General features: G+C 28.4%; 13 protein-coding genes and 1 pseudogene. 6 read left to right on the forward strand and 8 right to left on the reverse strand.

Annotated features, from left to right (window positions below; all coding sequences use genetic code 11):
- Positions 1-47 precede the first annotated feature (47 nt).
- Together AACH12_RS02290 and AACH12_RS02295 are read right to left on the reverse strand one after the other, a co-directional pair.
- Positions 48-728 carry a DUF554 domain-containing protein gene (locus AACH12_RS02290; protein ID WP_338536466.1) on the reverse strand — a complete coding sequence of 227 codons (681 nt, stop codon included), beginning with the start codon at positions 726-728 and terminating at the stop codon, positions 48-50.
- Positions 729-823: 95 nt separating this feature from the next.
- Positions 824-1,549 (reverse strand): YaaA family protein, encoded by a 726-nt coding sequence (locus tag AACH12_RS02295; protein ID WP_338536467.1) that lies wholly within the window; start codon positions 1,547-1,549, stop codon positions 824-826.
- 131 nt (positions 1,550-1,680) lie between these two features.
- On the opposite strand from AACH12_RS02295, the gene rlmD reads away from it, so the two are divergent.
- The 3 genes and pseudogenes from rlmD (at position 1,681) to AACH12_RS02310 (ending at position 5,998) form a co-directional block, all read left to right on the forward strand.
- Positions 1,681-3,045, forward strand: coding sequence for a 23S rRNA (uracil(1939)-C(5))-methyltransferase RlmD (gene rlmD, locus AACH12_RS02300; protein WP_338536468.1), 1,365 nt, complete (start codon positions 1,681-1,683; stop codon positions 3,043-3,045).
- Between the two features lie 709 nt (positions 3,046-3,754).
- Complete coding sequence (locus AACH12_RS02305; RefSeq protein ID WP_338536469.1) at positions 3,755-4,756, forward strand: virulence RhuM family protein; 1,002 nt, start codon at positions 3,755-3,757, stop codon at positions 4,754-4,756.
- A 78-nt stretch (positions 4,757-4,834) separates the two neighbouring features.
- Positions 4,835-5,998 (forward strand): annotated as a pseudogene (locus tag AACH12_RS02310) (IS3 family transposase).
- 613 nt (positions 5,999-6,611) lie between these two features.
- Here AACH12_RS02310 and AACH12_RS02315 read toward each other — a convergent pair.
- The 6 genes from AACH12_RS02315 to dgt form a co-directional block, all read right to left on the reverse strand.
- On the reverse strand, positions 6,612-7,046 hold the full coding sequence (locus AACH12_RS02315) for a GNAT family N-acetyltransferase (protein WP_338536470.1): 435 nt from the start codon (positions 7,044-7,046) through the stop codon (positions 6,612-6,614).
- A gap of 157 nt (positions 7,047-7,203) precedes the next feature.
- Positions 7,204-8,007: an ExeA family protein gene (locus AACH12_RS02320; protein WP_338534919.1), complete on the reverse strand. Its 804-nt coding sequence runs from the start codon at positions 8,005-8,007 to the stop codon at positions 7,204-7,206.
- Entirely contained in the window at positions 8,007-9,251 is a 1,245-nt protein-coding gene (locus tag AACH12_RS02325) for a DDE-type integrase/transposase/recombinase (protein WP_338534918.1), read from the reverse strand. Before AACH12_RS02325 ends, AACH12_RS02320 begins: the two co-directional genes overlap by 1 nt.
- Positions 9,252-9,315: 64 nt before the next feature.
- Positions 9,316-9,783, reverse strand: a complete 468-nt coding sequence (locus AACH12_RS02330) for a DUF6431 domain-containing protein (protein ID WP_338534917.1) — start codon at positions 9,781-9,783, stop codon at positions 9,316-9,318.
- A gap of 290 nt (positions 9,784-10,073) precedes the next feature.
- A complete protein-coding gene (locus tag AACH12_RS02335; protein ID WP_338536471.1) occupies positions 10,074-10,517 on the reverse strand; it encodes a GNAT family N-acetyltransferase in 444 nt (147 codons plus the stop codon).
- 150 nt (positions 10,518-10,667) lie between these two features.
- Positions 10,668-11,744 (reverse strand): dGTP triphosphohydrolase, encoded by a 1,077-nt coding sequence (gene dgt / locus AACH12_RS02340; protein WP_338536472.1) that lies wholly within the window; start codon positions 11,742-11,744, stop codon positions 10,668-10,670.
- A 1,075-nt stretch (positions 11,745-12,819) separates the two neighbouring features.
- On the opposite strand from dgt, the gene AACH12_RS02345 reads away from it, so the two are divergent.
- The 3 genes from AACH12_RS02345 to AACH12_RS02355 are packed head-to-tail and all read left to right on the forward strand — an operon-like array spanning position 12,820 to position 15,566.
- Positions 12,820-13,767 (forward strand): ABC transporter permease, encoded by a 948-nt coding sequence (locus AACH12_RS02345; RefSeq protein ID WP_338536473.1) that lies wholly within the window; start codon positions 12,820-12,822, stop codon positions 13,765-13,767.
- A 1-nt stretch (position 13,768) separates the two neighbouring features.
- A complete protein-coding gene (locus tag AACH12_RS02350; RefSeq protein WP_338536474.1) occupies positions 13,769-14,596 on the forward strand; it encodes an ABC transporter permease in 828 nt (275 codons plus the stop codon).
- A 49-nt stretch (positions 14,597-14,645) separates the two neighbouring features.
- Positions 14,646-15,566 (forward strand): ABC transporter ATP-binding protein, encoded by a 921-nt coding sequence (locus AACH12_RS02355; protein ID WP_338536475.1) that lies wholly within the window; start codon positions 14,646-14,648, stop codon positions 15,564-15,566.
- Positions 15,567-15,580 lie beyond the last annotated feature (14 nt).

Consider the following 15,580-nt stretch of genomic DNA (forward strand, 5'->3'; position numbering starts at 1 on the left):
TGAGATAATGATTAAGAGGATACACTAAAAAATAATATTTTTACAAACTATTGAAAAAGAGATAACACCGCATAGTATATTCCAGGAAGAAATATTGCTGGAAGTAGATTTGCGGTTTTTATTTTACTTTCAAAAATCATATTAATTCCAATAGAAATAATTAAAAGACCACCGACTGCAGATATATCAGTTATAGCATTTGCTGTTAGAATATCTTTTAAGAATGAAGCTGATAGCGTAATAGTCCCTTGATAAATAAATACGCTAATAGCTGAAATAGCTACACCAATACCAAGACTTGAAGCAAAAAGAATTGAAATAGTTCCGTCGAGTATTGATTTTGCAAATAATGTTTGGTGATTACCAGTTAATCCGCTTTCAATAGATCCAATAATTGCCATAGAACCAACACAAAATAAAAGTGTAGCAGTCACAAAACCTTCTGATATGTTATTGCCCTTAAATCTTCTCTCTAGTTTATTTCCAAATATATTTAGTCTTTTGTCAATGTCAATTAATTCGCCAATAATGGTTCCAATTAACATTGAAAAAATTAATAACATAAGATTATTTACTTTTAGAGCATTTAAAAGACCAATTAACATAACTGAAAGACCAACGGATTTCATGATGCTACTATTTAGTTTTTCAGGTATACCGTGTTTAAATAGTATTCCAATTAATGAACCAATCAAAATTGCGATAGAATTTACTATAGTACCTAACATTTATTTTACCTCCCAAAATTATTATTATAAAAATATGATTTTATTTAATAAGAGCATAGAATTTTTAAATAATACCTTACACATGAATTAAAAAATCATCTTGAAAAAACAATTTTCAATTCATTTGAAAGTGTTTTATTATATTTGTAGCCATCTAAGTTATATTTTTTTATAGCTTCTATATGACTAATATTATTAGTAACTATATAATTGACCATTTTACCTCTTGCTATTTTTGAATAAGTTCCACTTGTTTTATAAGTATCAGTTAACGTTTTTTCCTTAAATTCAATACTTATAAATTCAAAATTCAACATTTTATTGAACTCATTTGATGAAAGACTTATAATAGGTTCCTTTAAATCTTTAGTAATCAATTCTCTATTTATTTTATTTTTCCAGTAAGCATAAAGAGTATTGCCGAGTACTTTCATATTCATATCAAGTCGATAATTTTTAATTAAATCAAAAGGTTTTAAAACTCCGTATAGAGCTGACAAAATTCTAAGATTATTATTTAAGTAATTAAGTTTATGACTATTATATTTTTCTATTTGAATTTCCTTAAATACTGATCCCTTGTAGCTTAATATTGCAGGATAAGACTTAGAGTTATTAAAAGATGAATATTCACTAAAGGTTCTATCTAGTATAGAATTTTTAATTTTCATAATTTTAGATAAATCGTCTTTATTAAATTTTTTAATAGTATTTGATAAATAATTTGCTTCTTCTATAAATACAGGTATTGAAGTATTAAAATTTAATGAATCAATTACATTGTAGTCTCTTGTTTTGCTTGGTGCGATAAGAATTTTCATATTTACCTCTAAATTATTTTGATGCTTTCTATTATACATAAAAAAAATGAATAAGGATATAGATTTTTTTCAATTTGATGATATACTAAAAAATAACGGCTGAAAATAAAAAATATAAGAAAGAGGACAAAATGAAACGCAATGATATTATAGAAGTAAAAATTGAAAAAATGATTTTTCCAAACAAGGGTGTTGGATTTTATGATGGTAAAAAAGTTATTTTAAAAAATGTATTATTAGGTCAAACAGTATCAGCAAGAGTTAAGAAAAAAAGAACAGATAAAATAGAAGCTAAATTGATTGAAGTAGTGAAAAGAGCGGATTATGAAATTAAATCTTTTTGCCCACATTTTGGACAGTGCGGTGGATGTCAAAGACAAACTGTACCCTATGAAAAACAAACTTATCTTAAAGGAGAAATGGTAAAAGGATTACTTGAAGATGAGGGAATTAAGGGTTATAAATTTGATGGCGTACTACATTCGCCAAATTTATACAATTATAGAAATAAAATGGAATATTCTTTTGGTGATGAATTTAAAGATGGGCCACTTACACTTGGAATGCATAAAAAAGGAAGACATCATGATGTAGTTAATGTAAATCACTGTAAAATAGCTCATGAAGATTCCAACATTATATTAGAGAATTCATTAAAATTTTTTACTGATAATGGATTTGTAAAATATAATAAAAGAAGTCAGAATGAAGGGTTTTTAAGACACTTAACTGTAAGAAGAAGTGTAAAAACGAAAGAGATATTAATTGGACTTTCTGCAACAACATTCACAAATATGTCAAAAGAAAAATTGAAGCCATTTGTAGATTGTTTATTAAACCTTAAATTACAAGGAAATATTGTAGGTATACTTTGGATAAAAAATGATGGACTTGGAGATTTGGTTAATGGAGATATAGAAGTACTTTACGGAAGAGACTATTATATAGAAGAATTATTTGATTTAAAATTTAAAGTTTCATTTTATTCATTCTTTCAAACTAATCCAATTGGTGCAGAACTTCTTTACGGTGCCGCATTTAACTATATGGACAATATAGACGATAAAACAGTATTTGATTTATTTAGCGGAACAGGAACAATAGCTCAAATAATGTCTAAAAAAGCGAAAAAAGTTGTGGGAATTGAAATTATTGAAGATGCAGTAAAAGCTGCAAAAGAAAATGCTAATTTAAACAATATAAACAATTGCGAATTTTTAGCAGGTGATGTTTTTGAAAAACTTAGCGACGTGAAACATAAACCAGATGTAATAGTAGTAGATCCACCAAGAGTAGGAATTAGCGAAAAAGCACTTAAAAAAATTATTAATTATAAAGTAAATGAAATTACCTATATTTCATGTAATCCAGTTTCTCTTGTTAAAAATTTAAAAACTATGCAAGATAGTGGATATGAAGTTAAAAATGTGGTTTGTGTTGATATGTTTGCGCATACGCCGCATGTGGAGACGGTGGTAAAGCTGGAAAGAAAATAAGGCTCTAAAGTATTGCAATACAAGAGTTTTGAGAAAATTAAAGATGAGTTTTAAATACAAATAATTGAGAAATTAGAAAAAAAACTAGTATAGGCAAACATATGTAAGGGGGATGGGGTTATGCTAAATTATTATATGCTTTAGTGTAACTGTACTTATGATAATTATTAGATTTTTTATTACGCTTCCTGCTACTATTGCTAGGATTGTAAAAAAGTTTAGAAGAAAATAGAATAAGGTGTTAATGAGAAGAGGCTGACTGACTATTAAAATAGGTGGTTGGTCTTTTTTTAATTGATAATGTATATTAATTGCAAAATGGAGAATTGTGTTTTAATATATAAATAGAATTTATATTTAATAGAACATTTAACACCCATTGAATATAAAACTATAATGTCTGATAAAAACTGTTTTAATTAAGGTTGACAATCCAGAATTAGAAGAACTATATGAGGTTCTTACGAATATAAAATAATATGAAAAGAAGATTGCAGAAAAAGAATTCATCAAAATCAAAGCTGAATTGGAAAGAAAATACAAAACAAAACGAGGTTTAAGTAGCACTTAATTATCTACTATGATAAAATGAAAATGACAATTAGGAACATATATTGATGAACTATCCGGAATTACCGGATAGTTCACTTTAAAAACGTTAGACAGTGTCTGAAGAATTATAAGAGATGTATAAAGAAGGAGGGTTATATTGGAATATAATAACGATTTACTCATATATCAGACAGAAGATGGAAAAACGAAAATAGATGTAAGACTTGAAAATGAAACTGTATGGATGACGCAGAAGGCGATTGCTGAACTTTATAAGAAAGGCGTTAATACCATAAATGAGCATATAAAAAATATTTATTCTGAAGGTGAACTTGAAAAAAATCGAACTGTTCGGGAAAACCGAATAGTTCAAACTGAGGGAAATAGAGAGGTTGAGAGAACAGTACGTTTTTATAACCTGGAAGTAATCATTGCTGTTGGTTATCGTGTACGCTCTAGCCGAGGCACTCAATTTAGAAGATGGGCAACAGAGAGATTAAACGAATACTTAGTTAAAGGCTTTACCATGGATGATGAACGCCTCAAGGATATGCGTAATATCGGTGATGATTACTTTGATGAACTTTTAGAAAGAATTCGTGATATTAGAGCATCTGAAAAAAGATTTTATAAGAAAATCACAGATATTTATGCTTTATCTATCGATTATGATGGGAAATCACAGGAAGCGAAAACGTTCTTTGCAACAGTTCAAAATAAGCTTCATTTTGCTATTCATGGTCATACAGCTGCAGAACTTATTGAAGAGAGAGCGGATGCTTTAAAAGATAATATGGGGCTTACTACTTGGAAGGGTGACAAAGTGCGTAAAGGGGATATCTCCGTTGCCAAGAATTATTTAACTGAAAAAGAGATAAAGTCATTAAATAGAATTGTAACTATGTATCTAGATTATGCTGAAGATCAGGCAGAAAGACGTAGTCCAATGCATATGAAAGATTGGGAAGAAAAGCTTAATGCTTTCCTTAAATTTAATGAGAGAGACATTCTTACTGGTGCAGGTTCTTTTTCGCATGCGGTGGCTAAGGAACTTGCTGAAAAAGAATATGAGAAATTCAATCAAAAACGTTTAAGTGAACCTGAAAAAGATGATTTTGATGTTTATTTAGAAGAGCATGAATGGACACATAAAAAGTAACTTGGATAGGATATACTTAATTAGACAATAAATATTCGGACATGATAAACTAAAAATAATTAGAAAGTGGAGGTAATCATGTCAAAAAAAAATAAGCATTATACAGATGAATTTAAAGTTCAGATAGTTAATTTAATTAAAAATGGTAAACCGCAAATAGAAGTTATAAATGAATACAATATAGCACGTTCTACTGTTTATAAATGGATTACAGATTATAATACTACTGGATCATTTAAAGCTAAAGATAATAAAAGTAATGAAGATAAAGAACTTGATAAATTACGAAAAGAAAACCAGCAGTTAAAAATGGAAAATGATATTTGTCCTAAAGGATAAGTTCCTCTAAGGTGCTAAAGCACCTAGAAATCACTTAAAAGCAAGCAGCACTGATAATGGGACGAACATAGCAGTAATAAATACAAATAAAGATAAGTACAGTATTATCGCCATGTGTAAGGTTCTTAAAATAGCAAGATCAACTTATTATTACGAAAAAAAAACAATAAAAATAGATAGTGTTTTAGAAAATAAAATTATAGAAATTTTTAAAGGTAATAGAAAAGTCGATGGTACAAGGGAAAAAAAGAACTCTCAAAAGTAAATATAGTAGTTTAAAGAAATAAAACAGGCAAAATAAAAAAAATATAATCTTATTTCATCATATACAATTAAGCAATATAAAGTAACAAAATCAAAAGTTAATGAAGATAAAGTTGAAAATTTAGTTAAAAGAGAGTTTGATGACAAAAAGTGTTTTGAGGTAGTAGCAAGTGATTTAACTTACGTCAATGTAAGTGGTAAATGGAATTATATATGCCTAATATTAGATTTATTTAATCGTGAAAAGTGTGATACGCAGCAGGTAAGAATAAGGCTGTAAAGCTTGTATATAAAGCTCTTACGAGAGTAAAAGAGCCATTACATAATATAGAAATTTTTCATACAGATCGTGGAAGTGAATTTAAAAATAAACTGTTAGATGAAGTATTAATAAATTTTAATATTAAGAGATCTTTAAGCAAGAAAGGTTGCCCTTATGATAACGCAGTAGCAGAAGCAACATATAAAATTATAAAAACAGAATTTGCATTTAATAGAATATTTAAGAGTTTTGAAGAATTGGAATTAGAGTTATTTGATTACGTAAATTGGTATAATAACAAGAGAATTCATGGGTCTTTAGATTATTTAACATCCATTGAATATATAACTATAATGTCTGATAAAAAACTGTCTTAATTAATGTTGACAATCTAAATTAACAAAAGTTGAAAAGCTATATTTAGATGAAAACATTATTAGTGATATAGATGCTTTGAGAAACATGACTAATCTAAAAGAATTATGTGCTAATCAAAACAGGATAGTTGATATTTCCTCAATATTCGAATTATCAAACTTAGAACTTGTGCAGTTTGCGCGTAATAATATTGATGAATTAAGTATTCCAGAGCGTCTTAAGAAAGTTTTATATATGTAAATACTATTTAACTTAATAAATGTAAATTTCACTTTCGTAGAGCGTTGTATACGCAATTGGGTGAGCCTTCTCACGTTTGAAATGAGACCTATTATTAATGCTAAGATAAATATAGACATAATAGCCGATGTAACTTTTAACATATTTGATAAAACATTATATAATTACTTCTGAATTATTGGGGAGGAGAGGTATAATGTTTGATGAAATTAAAAGAGATTTATTAATATTAATTTATGAAGTTCAAGGAGATAATGAAAGAGCGAGTATGGTACGGGTTTATTAAATATATCTCTGAGAAGGTTTGTTATAGGTTGTAAGAATCTAAATTTGATTATAAAGTAAGTCGTATATTCCAAACAATAGGTTTCTCTATTCCCCAATTTCAGCAAAATATATCGGATGTTGGGCTTCTATTTTGTAACCAAGTTTTTCAGCCAACTTTACTGAAACCTCATTCTCACTAAAACAAGACCAAATAGGAATAAAGTTATTCATTAGGCATTCCTCAATATAGGCACAAGCAGTAACATAAGCTAAACCCTTTTGCTGAAATGAAGGAAATGTTTTAATACCAACTTCACGCTCATTTTCAGACGCAAAAACAGAAATACAAATAGTAGAAAAATCATTATCATCAACTGCACAATATCCCAATCCTTTGTCAAAGTATTTATCAGTTGTTATCCAGAAACAATTTATATAATCGATAAATTCCTTATTGTTTTTTATTGAATTAATAATTTCTGGGCTAATTTTTTCTATGCTGAAGCCTTTTGGAATATTATCTCTCCTGTTGATTGTCAAATTATTTGATGTTGGATTCTTCAAATTAAATTACGTTAAAAATAGCTAAAAAAATAGCATATTCAAATTTATTGATGTAGCTTATTCATGTTAAATAATGTGTTTTAAAATGAAATAAAACCATGATTAAATAACTAAATCATAGTTTTATTATTTTTTATCCTAATTCAGTTTCATTAACCGCCATCATTACAATATCGTTATTAATATCTGTAATATTTTGATTATTACCTATTAATAAGCATGCATTACATATTTTATTAATAATTCTTGGTATACCATTTGAAGAGTTAATTATGCCTTCTAAGGCTCCTTCACTAAAAATATTTACATGACAATTAGCTCCGATGAGTTTATTTTTTATATAGCTTCTAGCTTCTTCTTTATTTAGTCCATCTAAATGATAATTCATAGTTATTCTTTGTCTTAGCGGTTCGTGTGATACTAATCTAAGAGTATTATTTATATTTGGAAGTCCAACTAATAATACAACTGCACGATCTTTTGAATCCATTTCAAAATTGAAAAGAATTTTCAAATCATTTAGTATACCATTATTAATGTAATTTGCTTCATCAATAATAATAACCGGAGTTATGCGTTTTTCAACAGCGTATCTAGTAATTTCATTTTGAATTATCTTAAAATTATCATTTTTTCTCATCATTGGCTCTAAACCTAATTGCTGAGCTAAATTTTTATAAAATTCAGCTACAGTTAGAGTTGATAATGAACTATAAATAACCTTAAAAAGTGAAGGATTTAGTATTTTAGACCAACTTCTTATAATAGTTGTTTTACCTTTTCCAGGTGATCCTGTAATAAGACCAAATCCTCTAGTTTCAAGTAGTATATTAAGTCTTAACAAAGTTTCTTTGTATTCAGATGTTTCAATTATTATTTCTTTACTATTTTTTATAAATGGGTTAAAATCTAACCCAAAACGACTTGTATAATCCATTAATTTTTTCCTCCTGTTAATTTAACTTTTTCACGTTTGATTTTAGAATTTTCATGCTTATTTAGTAACTTAATAGGCGTTAAATCTCCTGTATATTTATCTAATATAAAAATATTTTTCATATCAGGTGAATACCTTAAAGTAATTCTTTGTTTAGAAAATCTATAATGCACTTCATATTCCACTTCATTAATTACAACTACATTATCTGTTGAAACTCGCCGCTCTATTTCAAGTAGAAAACTTTTATAAATATGATCTTCACTTAATCTTTTGATAAGCGCTGATTCACTAAAAAAACGGTCCATTGGTGATAATCCGTTTAAAGAACTATGAATCTTTTGATTGTAAGATTTTACATATATTAAAAGTGATAAACGAAGATCCTCGAGTGATGAAAAATCATTCATGTTAAGTCCACTCATCCACTGTTGTTTAAGGGTTTTAAAGAACCTTTCTACCTTAGCTTTTCCAGTTGGTGTATAAGGTGGATTGTAGTTAAGCGTTGAACCAATGCGAGCAGCAAGTAAGGTGATTTGCTTATTTTTATATGAAGATCCATTATCAAAATTTAGTCGTTTTGGTCTTCCATATTTTGAAACTGCAGATTTTAGTACAGACATTACATTAACTGTATTATCATTAAAAAATACGTCAATACCAGTTATCATACGTGAAGCATCATCTAACATAGCAATAATCCACACTTTATGTTTTTTCCTATTAATCATTAAGTAAGGTCCAACACTGCTGTCACCACACCATACTTCATTGATATGAGGACGCTCATATCTTCTCATATCCTTATTATTGGTATAAAGATTATTTTTATTTAATTGATTTACATATCTATTAATTGTTGAAAGTGAAATTTCACCTTTGTTAATAGTGCCATTACTAATTAACTTTTGATGAATTAATGTAGCAGGAATTCTTGGATATTCACTTTTAAGATAGTTAATTTGCTCTATCATATCATCATCAAGTTTTCTTGATTGACCTGTATCATTACGCCTTTTAGGCATTAGACCATCAAAACCATATTTTTGATAACTATAGTACCAACGCTCTATAGTTGTAGCCGAAATAATAGTATCCATGCCCCTCGGATTGGTATAAGTGTTATGAGAGGCATCACGAAAAAAAGCCTTATTAGATTTCGAATCATCACATGTTCCGCTAATTAATGGAGCAAGAATGCTATACCTAAAAAGTGCAATTTTTTGCTTATCATCGTTATTCATTAAAAAATCCTCCTGTATTTATAAGTTTATTAGGAGTATAAATCATTAAAAAGTAAGCGTAAAACTAAGTTATGTGGGTGTTATTAAATAAAATATTTGAAGTGCTTTTAATTTGCATAAACTGTCTATTATATTTTTTAAAAGACATAATAGTTGTAAATTTATGATTTATTGGTATCTTAAAAACAGCTAATCGCTCTCTCCAGTGCCGATTGAACTGACGAATAATATATCTAATGTTACTTTCATCAATAAGTAAGTTGTTGATCATAATATTTTCGAAAGGTAATTTTTTTAAATAAGTCTGAATAACTGTGATAATATCCTTTAATAATATTTGAGAATAAGGAACAATCCAACTTGGTAGAACTGATTCAGTTTTACCACAACATTTACAGATTAATCTTAGAATTTTTAGTTCGTATAATTTACCAGAAATTTTAATAAAACGTTTATAATAGGCGTGTTTAATAAGACAGCCCTTTTGGCCACAGCTACAAGAAAGGCGATGAAACGGTAAATGATCAATCATCGTATTATAAGAATTTTGTGAAAAAGACTTGATTATTGTAGAAAAAATAGTTATCATAATATATGTCTTACTTATGAAAATCCTATGGATTTACGTAAGCATTTAGAAAGGCAGAAGAAACTTTCGAAGGGCTCTTCTGTCTTTTTTCCTTTCTTAATTATTTTATGATAGCATAACATAAAAAGGGCCTATATTAAATAATCTGATTAAAATTTAGTCAATTATTTAATGTAGGTCCTTTGTTTATTTTGAAGAATAATAAGTGTTATAATAGTAAATAAAATGCCTATCTACACTCTCCAGTTTTTATTGAAACGTTTTTCCTCAAAGTTAAAATAAGTTTTACCAGATTTTGATAGATTCAAATTTGAAAACAACTCTTCAATTTTTTTGCACCACTCATCAGTATCAGGGTAAAATGCAAACCCTGTATTATTATTGGTCTTAACACATTCCGGGAAAAATTCATTTTCTAGGAATTCTACTAATGAAGAGTTGAAGTAATTATTCTCTGATTCACCAGCTAAATAATAATAAGCCCATGAATTAAGAATAAAAATACTTTTAGGGTTCTCTGGATTATCAACGAACAGTCGGGCTTCATTTTTATTATTAAAAATCGATTCAATAGCTGCATTTGTTTTTAATTTGGTAAATAGTTTTTCTGCTTTTGGGTAATTTTTTTTATTTAATTCATAAATCATTTTAATACTTCCTTTTTTAATATTAGTCAATAATTTTCTATAACGTTACCGCAGTTTCCGTCGTACCCCTATCTTTGTATCGATATATATTTTAAAATCATATTTAAGTAACTCAATATCTCTTTAGTCACAAAGGATATGAAGGGAACTGATATGTTATGTGATGCTCAAATATGAATATTAAATTCTATTTTTATAATTATTTAGCACATACTCAAAATTATTATCACCAAGCCATTGAATATAATCCACAATTGTCCTTTCTATACCAAAATTTTTTGTTTTAAATTGATTATCTTTATTTTTTGGAATTAAATTTTGATGTTCGTACAAAATATGATACATTTCGAGTACCATTTCTTCTCCAAGTTTATCTGCTTTAATCACTTTTTCATTAGAAAGAATTTTATAGTTCAAAAACTTTTTAAGTTCTTTATAAGGTACTTTTATTTCATCACTATAATCAACAAATTCTTTATTTATAGAGTTACTTATCAAATCATTAATAAATGTAAAATACCATTCATTAAAATCAATATTACTAACATTATTCCAAATTTCAACTACTTCATTTTTTGCGAACATTTTATTTCTTATTCCATCATCTAAATCATGAAATAAATATGCTAAACTATCACATTTATTAACAATTTGAGCTTCTAAAGTACCTTTTGTTTCTGGATGAAAACGACTATATTCATCAATATTTGTTTCAATTTTTGTATGCTTTAACATACCTTCTCTAGTTGCGTATGTTAAATTTAATCCACTAATTAATTTACCGTTTATATTTCTATATTGATTTACTCTCTCTACAAGCCATACAGACTGAGCATTATGAGAATAACCTCCCAATTCTTTCATTATATTATTCAAAGCTCTTTCTCCTGCATGTCCAAATGGAGTATGTCCTAAATCATGACCTAAAGCTATTGCTTCGACTAAATCTTCATTAAGTTGCATCGCTCTAGCTACTTGCCTAGATAAGTGCGAAACTTCATAACTATGAGTCAATCTAGTACGATTATGTAAATCTAGATTATCATAGATAACCTGATTCTTCGTTCTAAGCCTTCTAAATGGATTAGAATATAATATTCTACTTACGTCCCTTTGAAAAGCAGTTCTAAACTTATCTGGTTCTTCATCATATACCCTATTCGCCTTATATTTTGAATCTGAAGATTTGCAAGACTTTGACGATAAATACTCATCTTCCCATTTTTCTTTGTCAATTCTTGAAAAATAATTATTCATATTTCTTATCTCCTTAAATAAATTTTATATGTACTAGTATTTGAATTTCGCCTAACTAGTAGAGTTACGACATTCGCAAATTTAAGATATGTATATATCAATATTATTTTATCATATTGTTATATAATCAACAAATTACAATTGTGAGAATTTATTAATTGTAAGAAATCAAATGCTAAGGATTTTAAAAAATAAATATTAGTGTCCTATGGAGTCAATGAGATAATTATAGCTTACTTGTCCCTTGCTTCGCAAGAAGAGCGATAGAGAGTATCACCAATAAATCAAAGTAATTAAAAAAATTCATTTACCTGACTTCTATTTCGGCGTATAACTAGGGGGATTTTGTATCCATAAATAGAAAATTTCGTTAAAATTAATGCAAAATTCTGGACAACCCAAAATTAACATTACGTTAATAAAAATTGTTAGAAAGACTTAAAAAAACTCAGAACATAAGTATAAAATACCCTATAAACTTTAACACTTTTTTATAGTGTCCAGTCTATAGTGTCCATTTTATAATTGATTTACTGTTTTTGTTTTGATGAGTTTATAGAGTAGTGTATTATTTTTTCAGTTTCAATCTGTGAAATATTAATGAAGGTGTAAGAGCTAATACCATTCTGTGTATAATCAACATAGTATTACACAAAATCCACTTTTCAGCTATAAGAATTCCCTATTAGCAGTTTTGGTGTACTCTTCTTGATTCTCTGCTGTATTTACAACGCTATAATAAATGTAAATATTTTTCTTTAGAAGTTCACTTCTGGATAAAAGTTTACTAAAGATTTTAAAACCACCTTTCCGAGCTGATGGGTTGTATGGCAATCAAAATTTTTGTGAAATCTTGATAAAAATTATCATTAAATCTAGTTAATGCAGACTTTAGCTTTAATTTAAACTATAGAGTTATTTTATGATTGTACTGGTAATCATTGAAAAAATTAATGCAAATTGTAATTAGAAATACACCGTGTTATACTTTTGAAAGTTTGAAATATTTAGTTTAATTTATACAAAAAAAGAGTTAAGAATATGAGAAAGGATTGCAAATATTTGCATTAATATTATGTTGAAGTTTATTTTAAAAAGATTGATCCAATCTATACCAGTTATAATAATAGCAGTTACGTTTTCTTTCTTTATTACACATTTTATGCCTGGTGATCCAGTCAGGACGCTTCTAGGTGATAAAGCATCAGAACAACAAGTACTTAGTATGAGAAATGAATTGTTTTTAAACCAACCATTACTTACTCAATTTTCAATATGGGCATCAGGTGTGTTAACGATGGATTTAGGTCAATCTATTTTTTGGAAAGAACCTATTTTAGATCTTATTGTAAAACGTATAGAACCGACCTTTATTCTAGCCTTTATCGGTATAATCTTTAGTGTAATCATTGGTGTACCAACAGGATTGAAAGCAGCAGAAAAGAGGGGTAAAGTATTTGATAAAAGTTTTTCTGTAGCTACTCTATTATCTATATCTATTCCAGGATTTTGGCTAGCGATTATGGCGATACAAATCTTTTGTGTTCGAATTCATATTTTCCCAGTAGCAGGATATGACAGTATCGGTAAAGATGGTTTACTAAATGCATTGTATCATTTAGCCTTGCCAGGCATGATACTTGGCGTGATGTATAGTGGTCAAATAGCAAGAATGACAAGAACAACCATGTTAGAAGTAATGAGTCATGATTATTTAAGAACTGCCAGAGGAAAAGGTGTTAAAGAACGAAAGGTGCTTTATGTACATGCATTTGTAAATGCTATGCCTTCGATTATAATGGTTGTTGGTTTTAGTTTTGGTAGTTTATTAGGTGGTGCTGCAGTTATTGAGCAATTGTTTAATATACCAGGACTTGGAAACCTTTTGATTAATGCAGTTTTAAAAAGGGATTATCCATTGATACAAGGGAGTCTGTTGTTTATTTCAATGATATTCATCCTTATAAATACTTTAGTAGATATTATCTGTATATTGATAAATCCAAAGGAAAGATTAGAATAATATGAAGAATATAAATAAATTTAAATGGCATACAGATTTAAATATTGGCTTGATTATGCTCCTTATTCCAATTGTATTAGGTGTATTTGCACCACTTATTTCAAATTTAGATATTGATTTAGTAGATTCGGCAAATCGCTTAAAAAGTATAAACGCGCTAAATTGGATGGGCACAGATAATTTAGGACGAGATGTTTTTACAAGAACCATCTATGGTATAAGGGTTTCTTTATTTATAGGTGTGTTAGTAACAGCATTAAGTTTAGTGACAGGAATAATTATTGGTATATATGCGAGTTATTTTAAAAGAACTGGTGATATGATCATGAGATTACTAGATGGTATTATGGCTTTTCCAACGATTATATTAGCAATTACAATGGCAGGTATTCTAGGATCAGGGGTACCAAATATTATTATTGCTTTGACTGTATCATACTTTCCAACTTTTGTGAGAATAACCCGAGAACGTGTTATTGCAGTAAAAAAGACAGACTATGTGGAATCAGCAGTAGCGATTGGTAAAGGAAACGCCTATATTATTAGAAACTATATAATACCAAATATTATTGCTCCATTAATTGTGCAGGCAACATTTATTTTTGCAATGGCAATACTAAATGAATCCATTTTAAGCTTTTTAGGAGTCGGTCTAAAAGTACCAATGCCTAGTTTAGGTGGTATGGTAAGTGATGGTCGTAACTACATGATGATAGCACCTTGGATCATAATGTTTCCAGGACTAATCATATCATTGATTGTATTTTCAATTAACCTAATTGGTGATGGTCTACGTGATGTATTAGATCCGCAAAGTGAAAGCATTTAATTAAGGGGGCATTATGAAAGAAGTATTGATTGTTGAAAAATTACATATAATGGCTCGAGATAAAAATGAAACGGTTACCATCGTTGAAGATGTCTCGTTTTCAATCGGTGAAAAAGAAATCTTAAGCATCGTAGGAGAATCAGGCTGTGGTAAAAGTATGACCGCTTTAGGACTGATAGGTCTACTTAAAAAGAACCAATACATCAGCGAAGGGGCAATACTTTTTAAAGATAAAAATTTTACAGATATGACTGCAAGTGATATTAGAAAAATATGTGGTAAAGATATTGGAATTATATTTCAAGAGCCGATGATGTCATTAAATCCATTTTTTAAAATTGGAAAGCAGATTGAAGAACCCTTAGTACAGCATCTTAAGATGTCTAAAAAAGAAGCACGAAAGAGAAGTGTTGAATTATTAGAGGAAGTTGGTATTCATGATGCATCAAAGGTTGCAAAATCGTATTCACATGAATTATCAGGTGGTATGAAACAACGTGTATTAATAGCTATTGCGATTTCATGTAACCCAAGTTTGATTATAGCTGATGAACCGACAACAGCACTTGATGTGATTATACAAGCTCAAATTCTAGATTTGCTGAAAAAATTAATTTTTGAAAGAGAGATGTCTTTACTTTTGATATCGCATGACTTTGGAGTTATTTCACAAATGGCAGATAAGGTAGCGGTTATGTATGCAGGTGAAATTATAGAAATAGGCACAATAGATAAGATTATGTCGTATCCTAAACATCCTTATACTAAAGCATTATTACAAGCTGCTAATGAAATTAATACAAATTGTTCAAGACTTTCTATAATAGAGGGAAATGTTCCACGACCAGGTGATTTAATAAATGGCTGTAAGTTTGCTAATCGATGTTATAAAAAAGAAAACAAGTGTATGAAAGAAAAACCGCATTGGTATTATCATGATGGTCTGAAGACTAAATGCTGGTATGCTTAAATTAGGAGTATTAC

The organism is Helicovermis profundi (assembly GCF_033097505.1).
GTDB classification, from domain to species: domain Bacteria; phylum Bacillota; class Clostridia; order Peptostreptococcales; family Acidaminobacteraceae; genus Helicovermis; species Helicovermis profundi.

Excerpts from the sequence above, each read along its gene's own strand:
- AACH12_RS02290 (WP_338536466.1), bottom strand. The coding sequence starts at position 728 with ATGTTAGGTACTATAGTAAATTCTATCGCAATTTTGATTGGTTCATTA.
- AACH12_RS02295 (WP_338536467.1), bottom strand. The coding sequence starts at position 1,549 with ATGAAAATTCTTATCGCACCAAGCAAAACAAGAGACTACAATGTAATT.
- rlmD (WP_338536468.1), top strand. The coding sequence starts at position 1,681 with ATGAAACGCAATGATATTATAGAAGTAAAAATTGAAAAAATGATTTTT.
- AACH12_RS02320 (WP_338534919.1), bottom strand. The coding sequence starts at position 8,007 with ATGGATTATACAAGTCGTTTTGGGTTAGATTTTAACCCATTTATAAAA.
- AACH12_RS02325 (WP_338534918.1), bottom strand. The coding sequence starts at position 9,251 with ATGAATAACGATGATAAGCAAAAAATTGCACTTTTTAGGTATAGCATT.
- AACH12_RS02330 (WP_338534917.1), bottom strand. The coding sequence starts at position 9,783 with ATGATTGATCATTTACCGTTTCATCGCCTTTCTTGTAGCTGTGGCCAA.
- dgt (WP_338536472.1), bottom strand. The coding sequence starts at position 11,744 with ATGAATAATTATTTTTCAAGAATTGACAAAGAAAAATGGGAAGATGAG.
- AACH12_RS02345 (WP_338536473.1), top strand. The coding sequence starts at position 12,820 with ATGTTGAAGTTTATTTTAAAAAGATTGATCCAATCTATACCAGTTATA.
- AACH12_RS02350 (WP_338536474.1), top strand. The coding sequence starts at position 13,769 with ATGAAGAATATAAATAAATTTAAATGGCATACAGATTTAAATATTGGC.
- AACH12_RS02355 (WP_338536475.1), top strand. The coding sequence starts at position 14,646 with ATGGCTCGAGATAAAAATGAAACGGTTACCATCGTTGAAGATGTCTCG.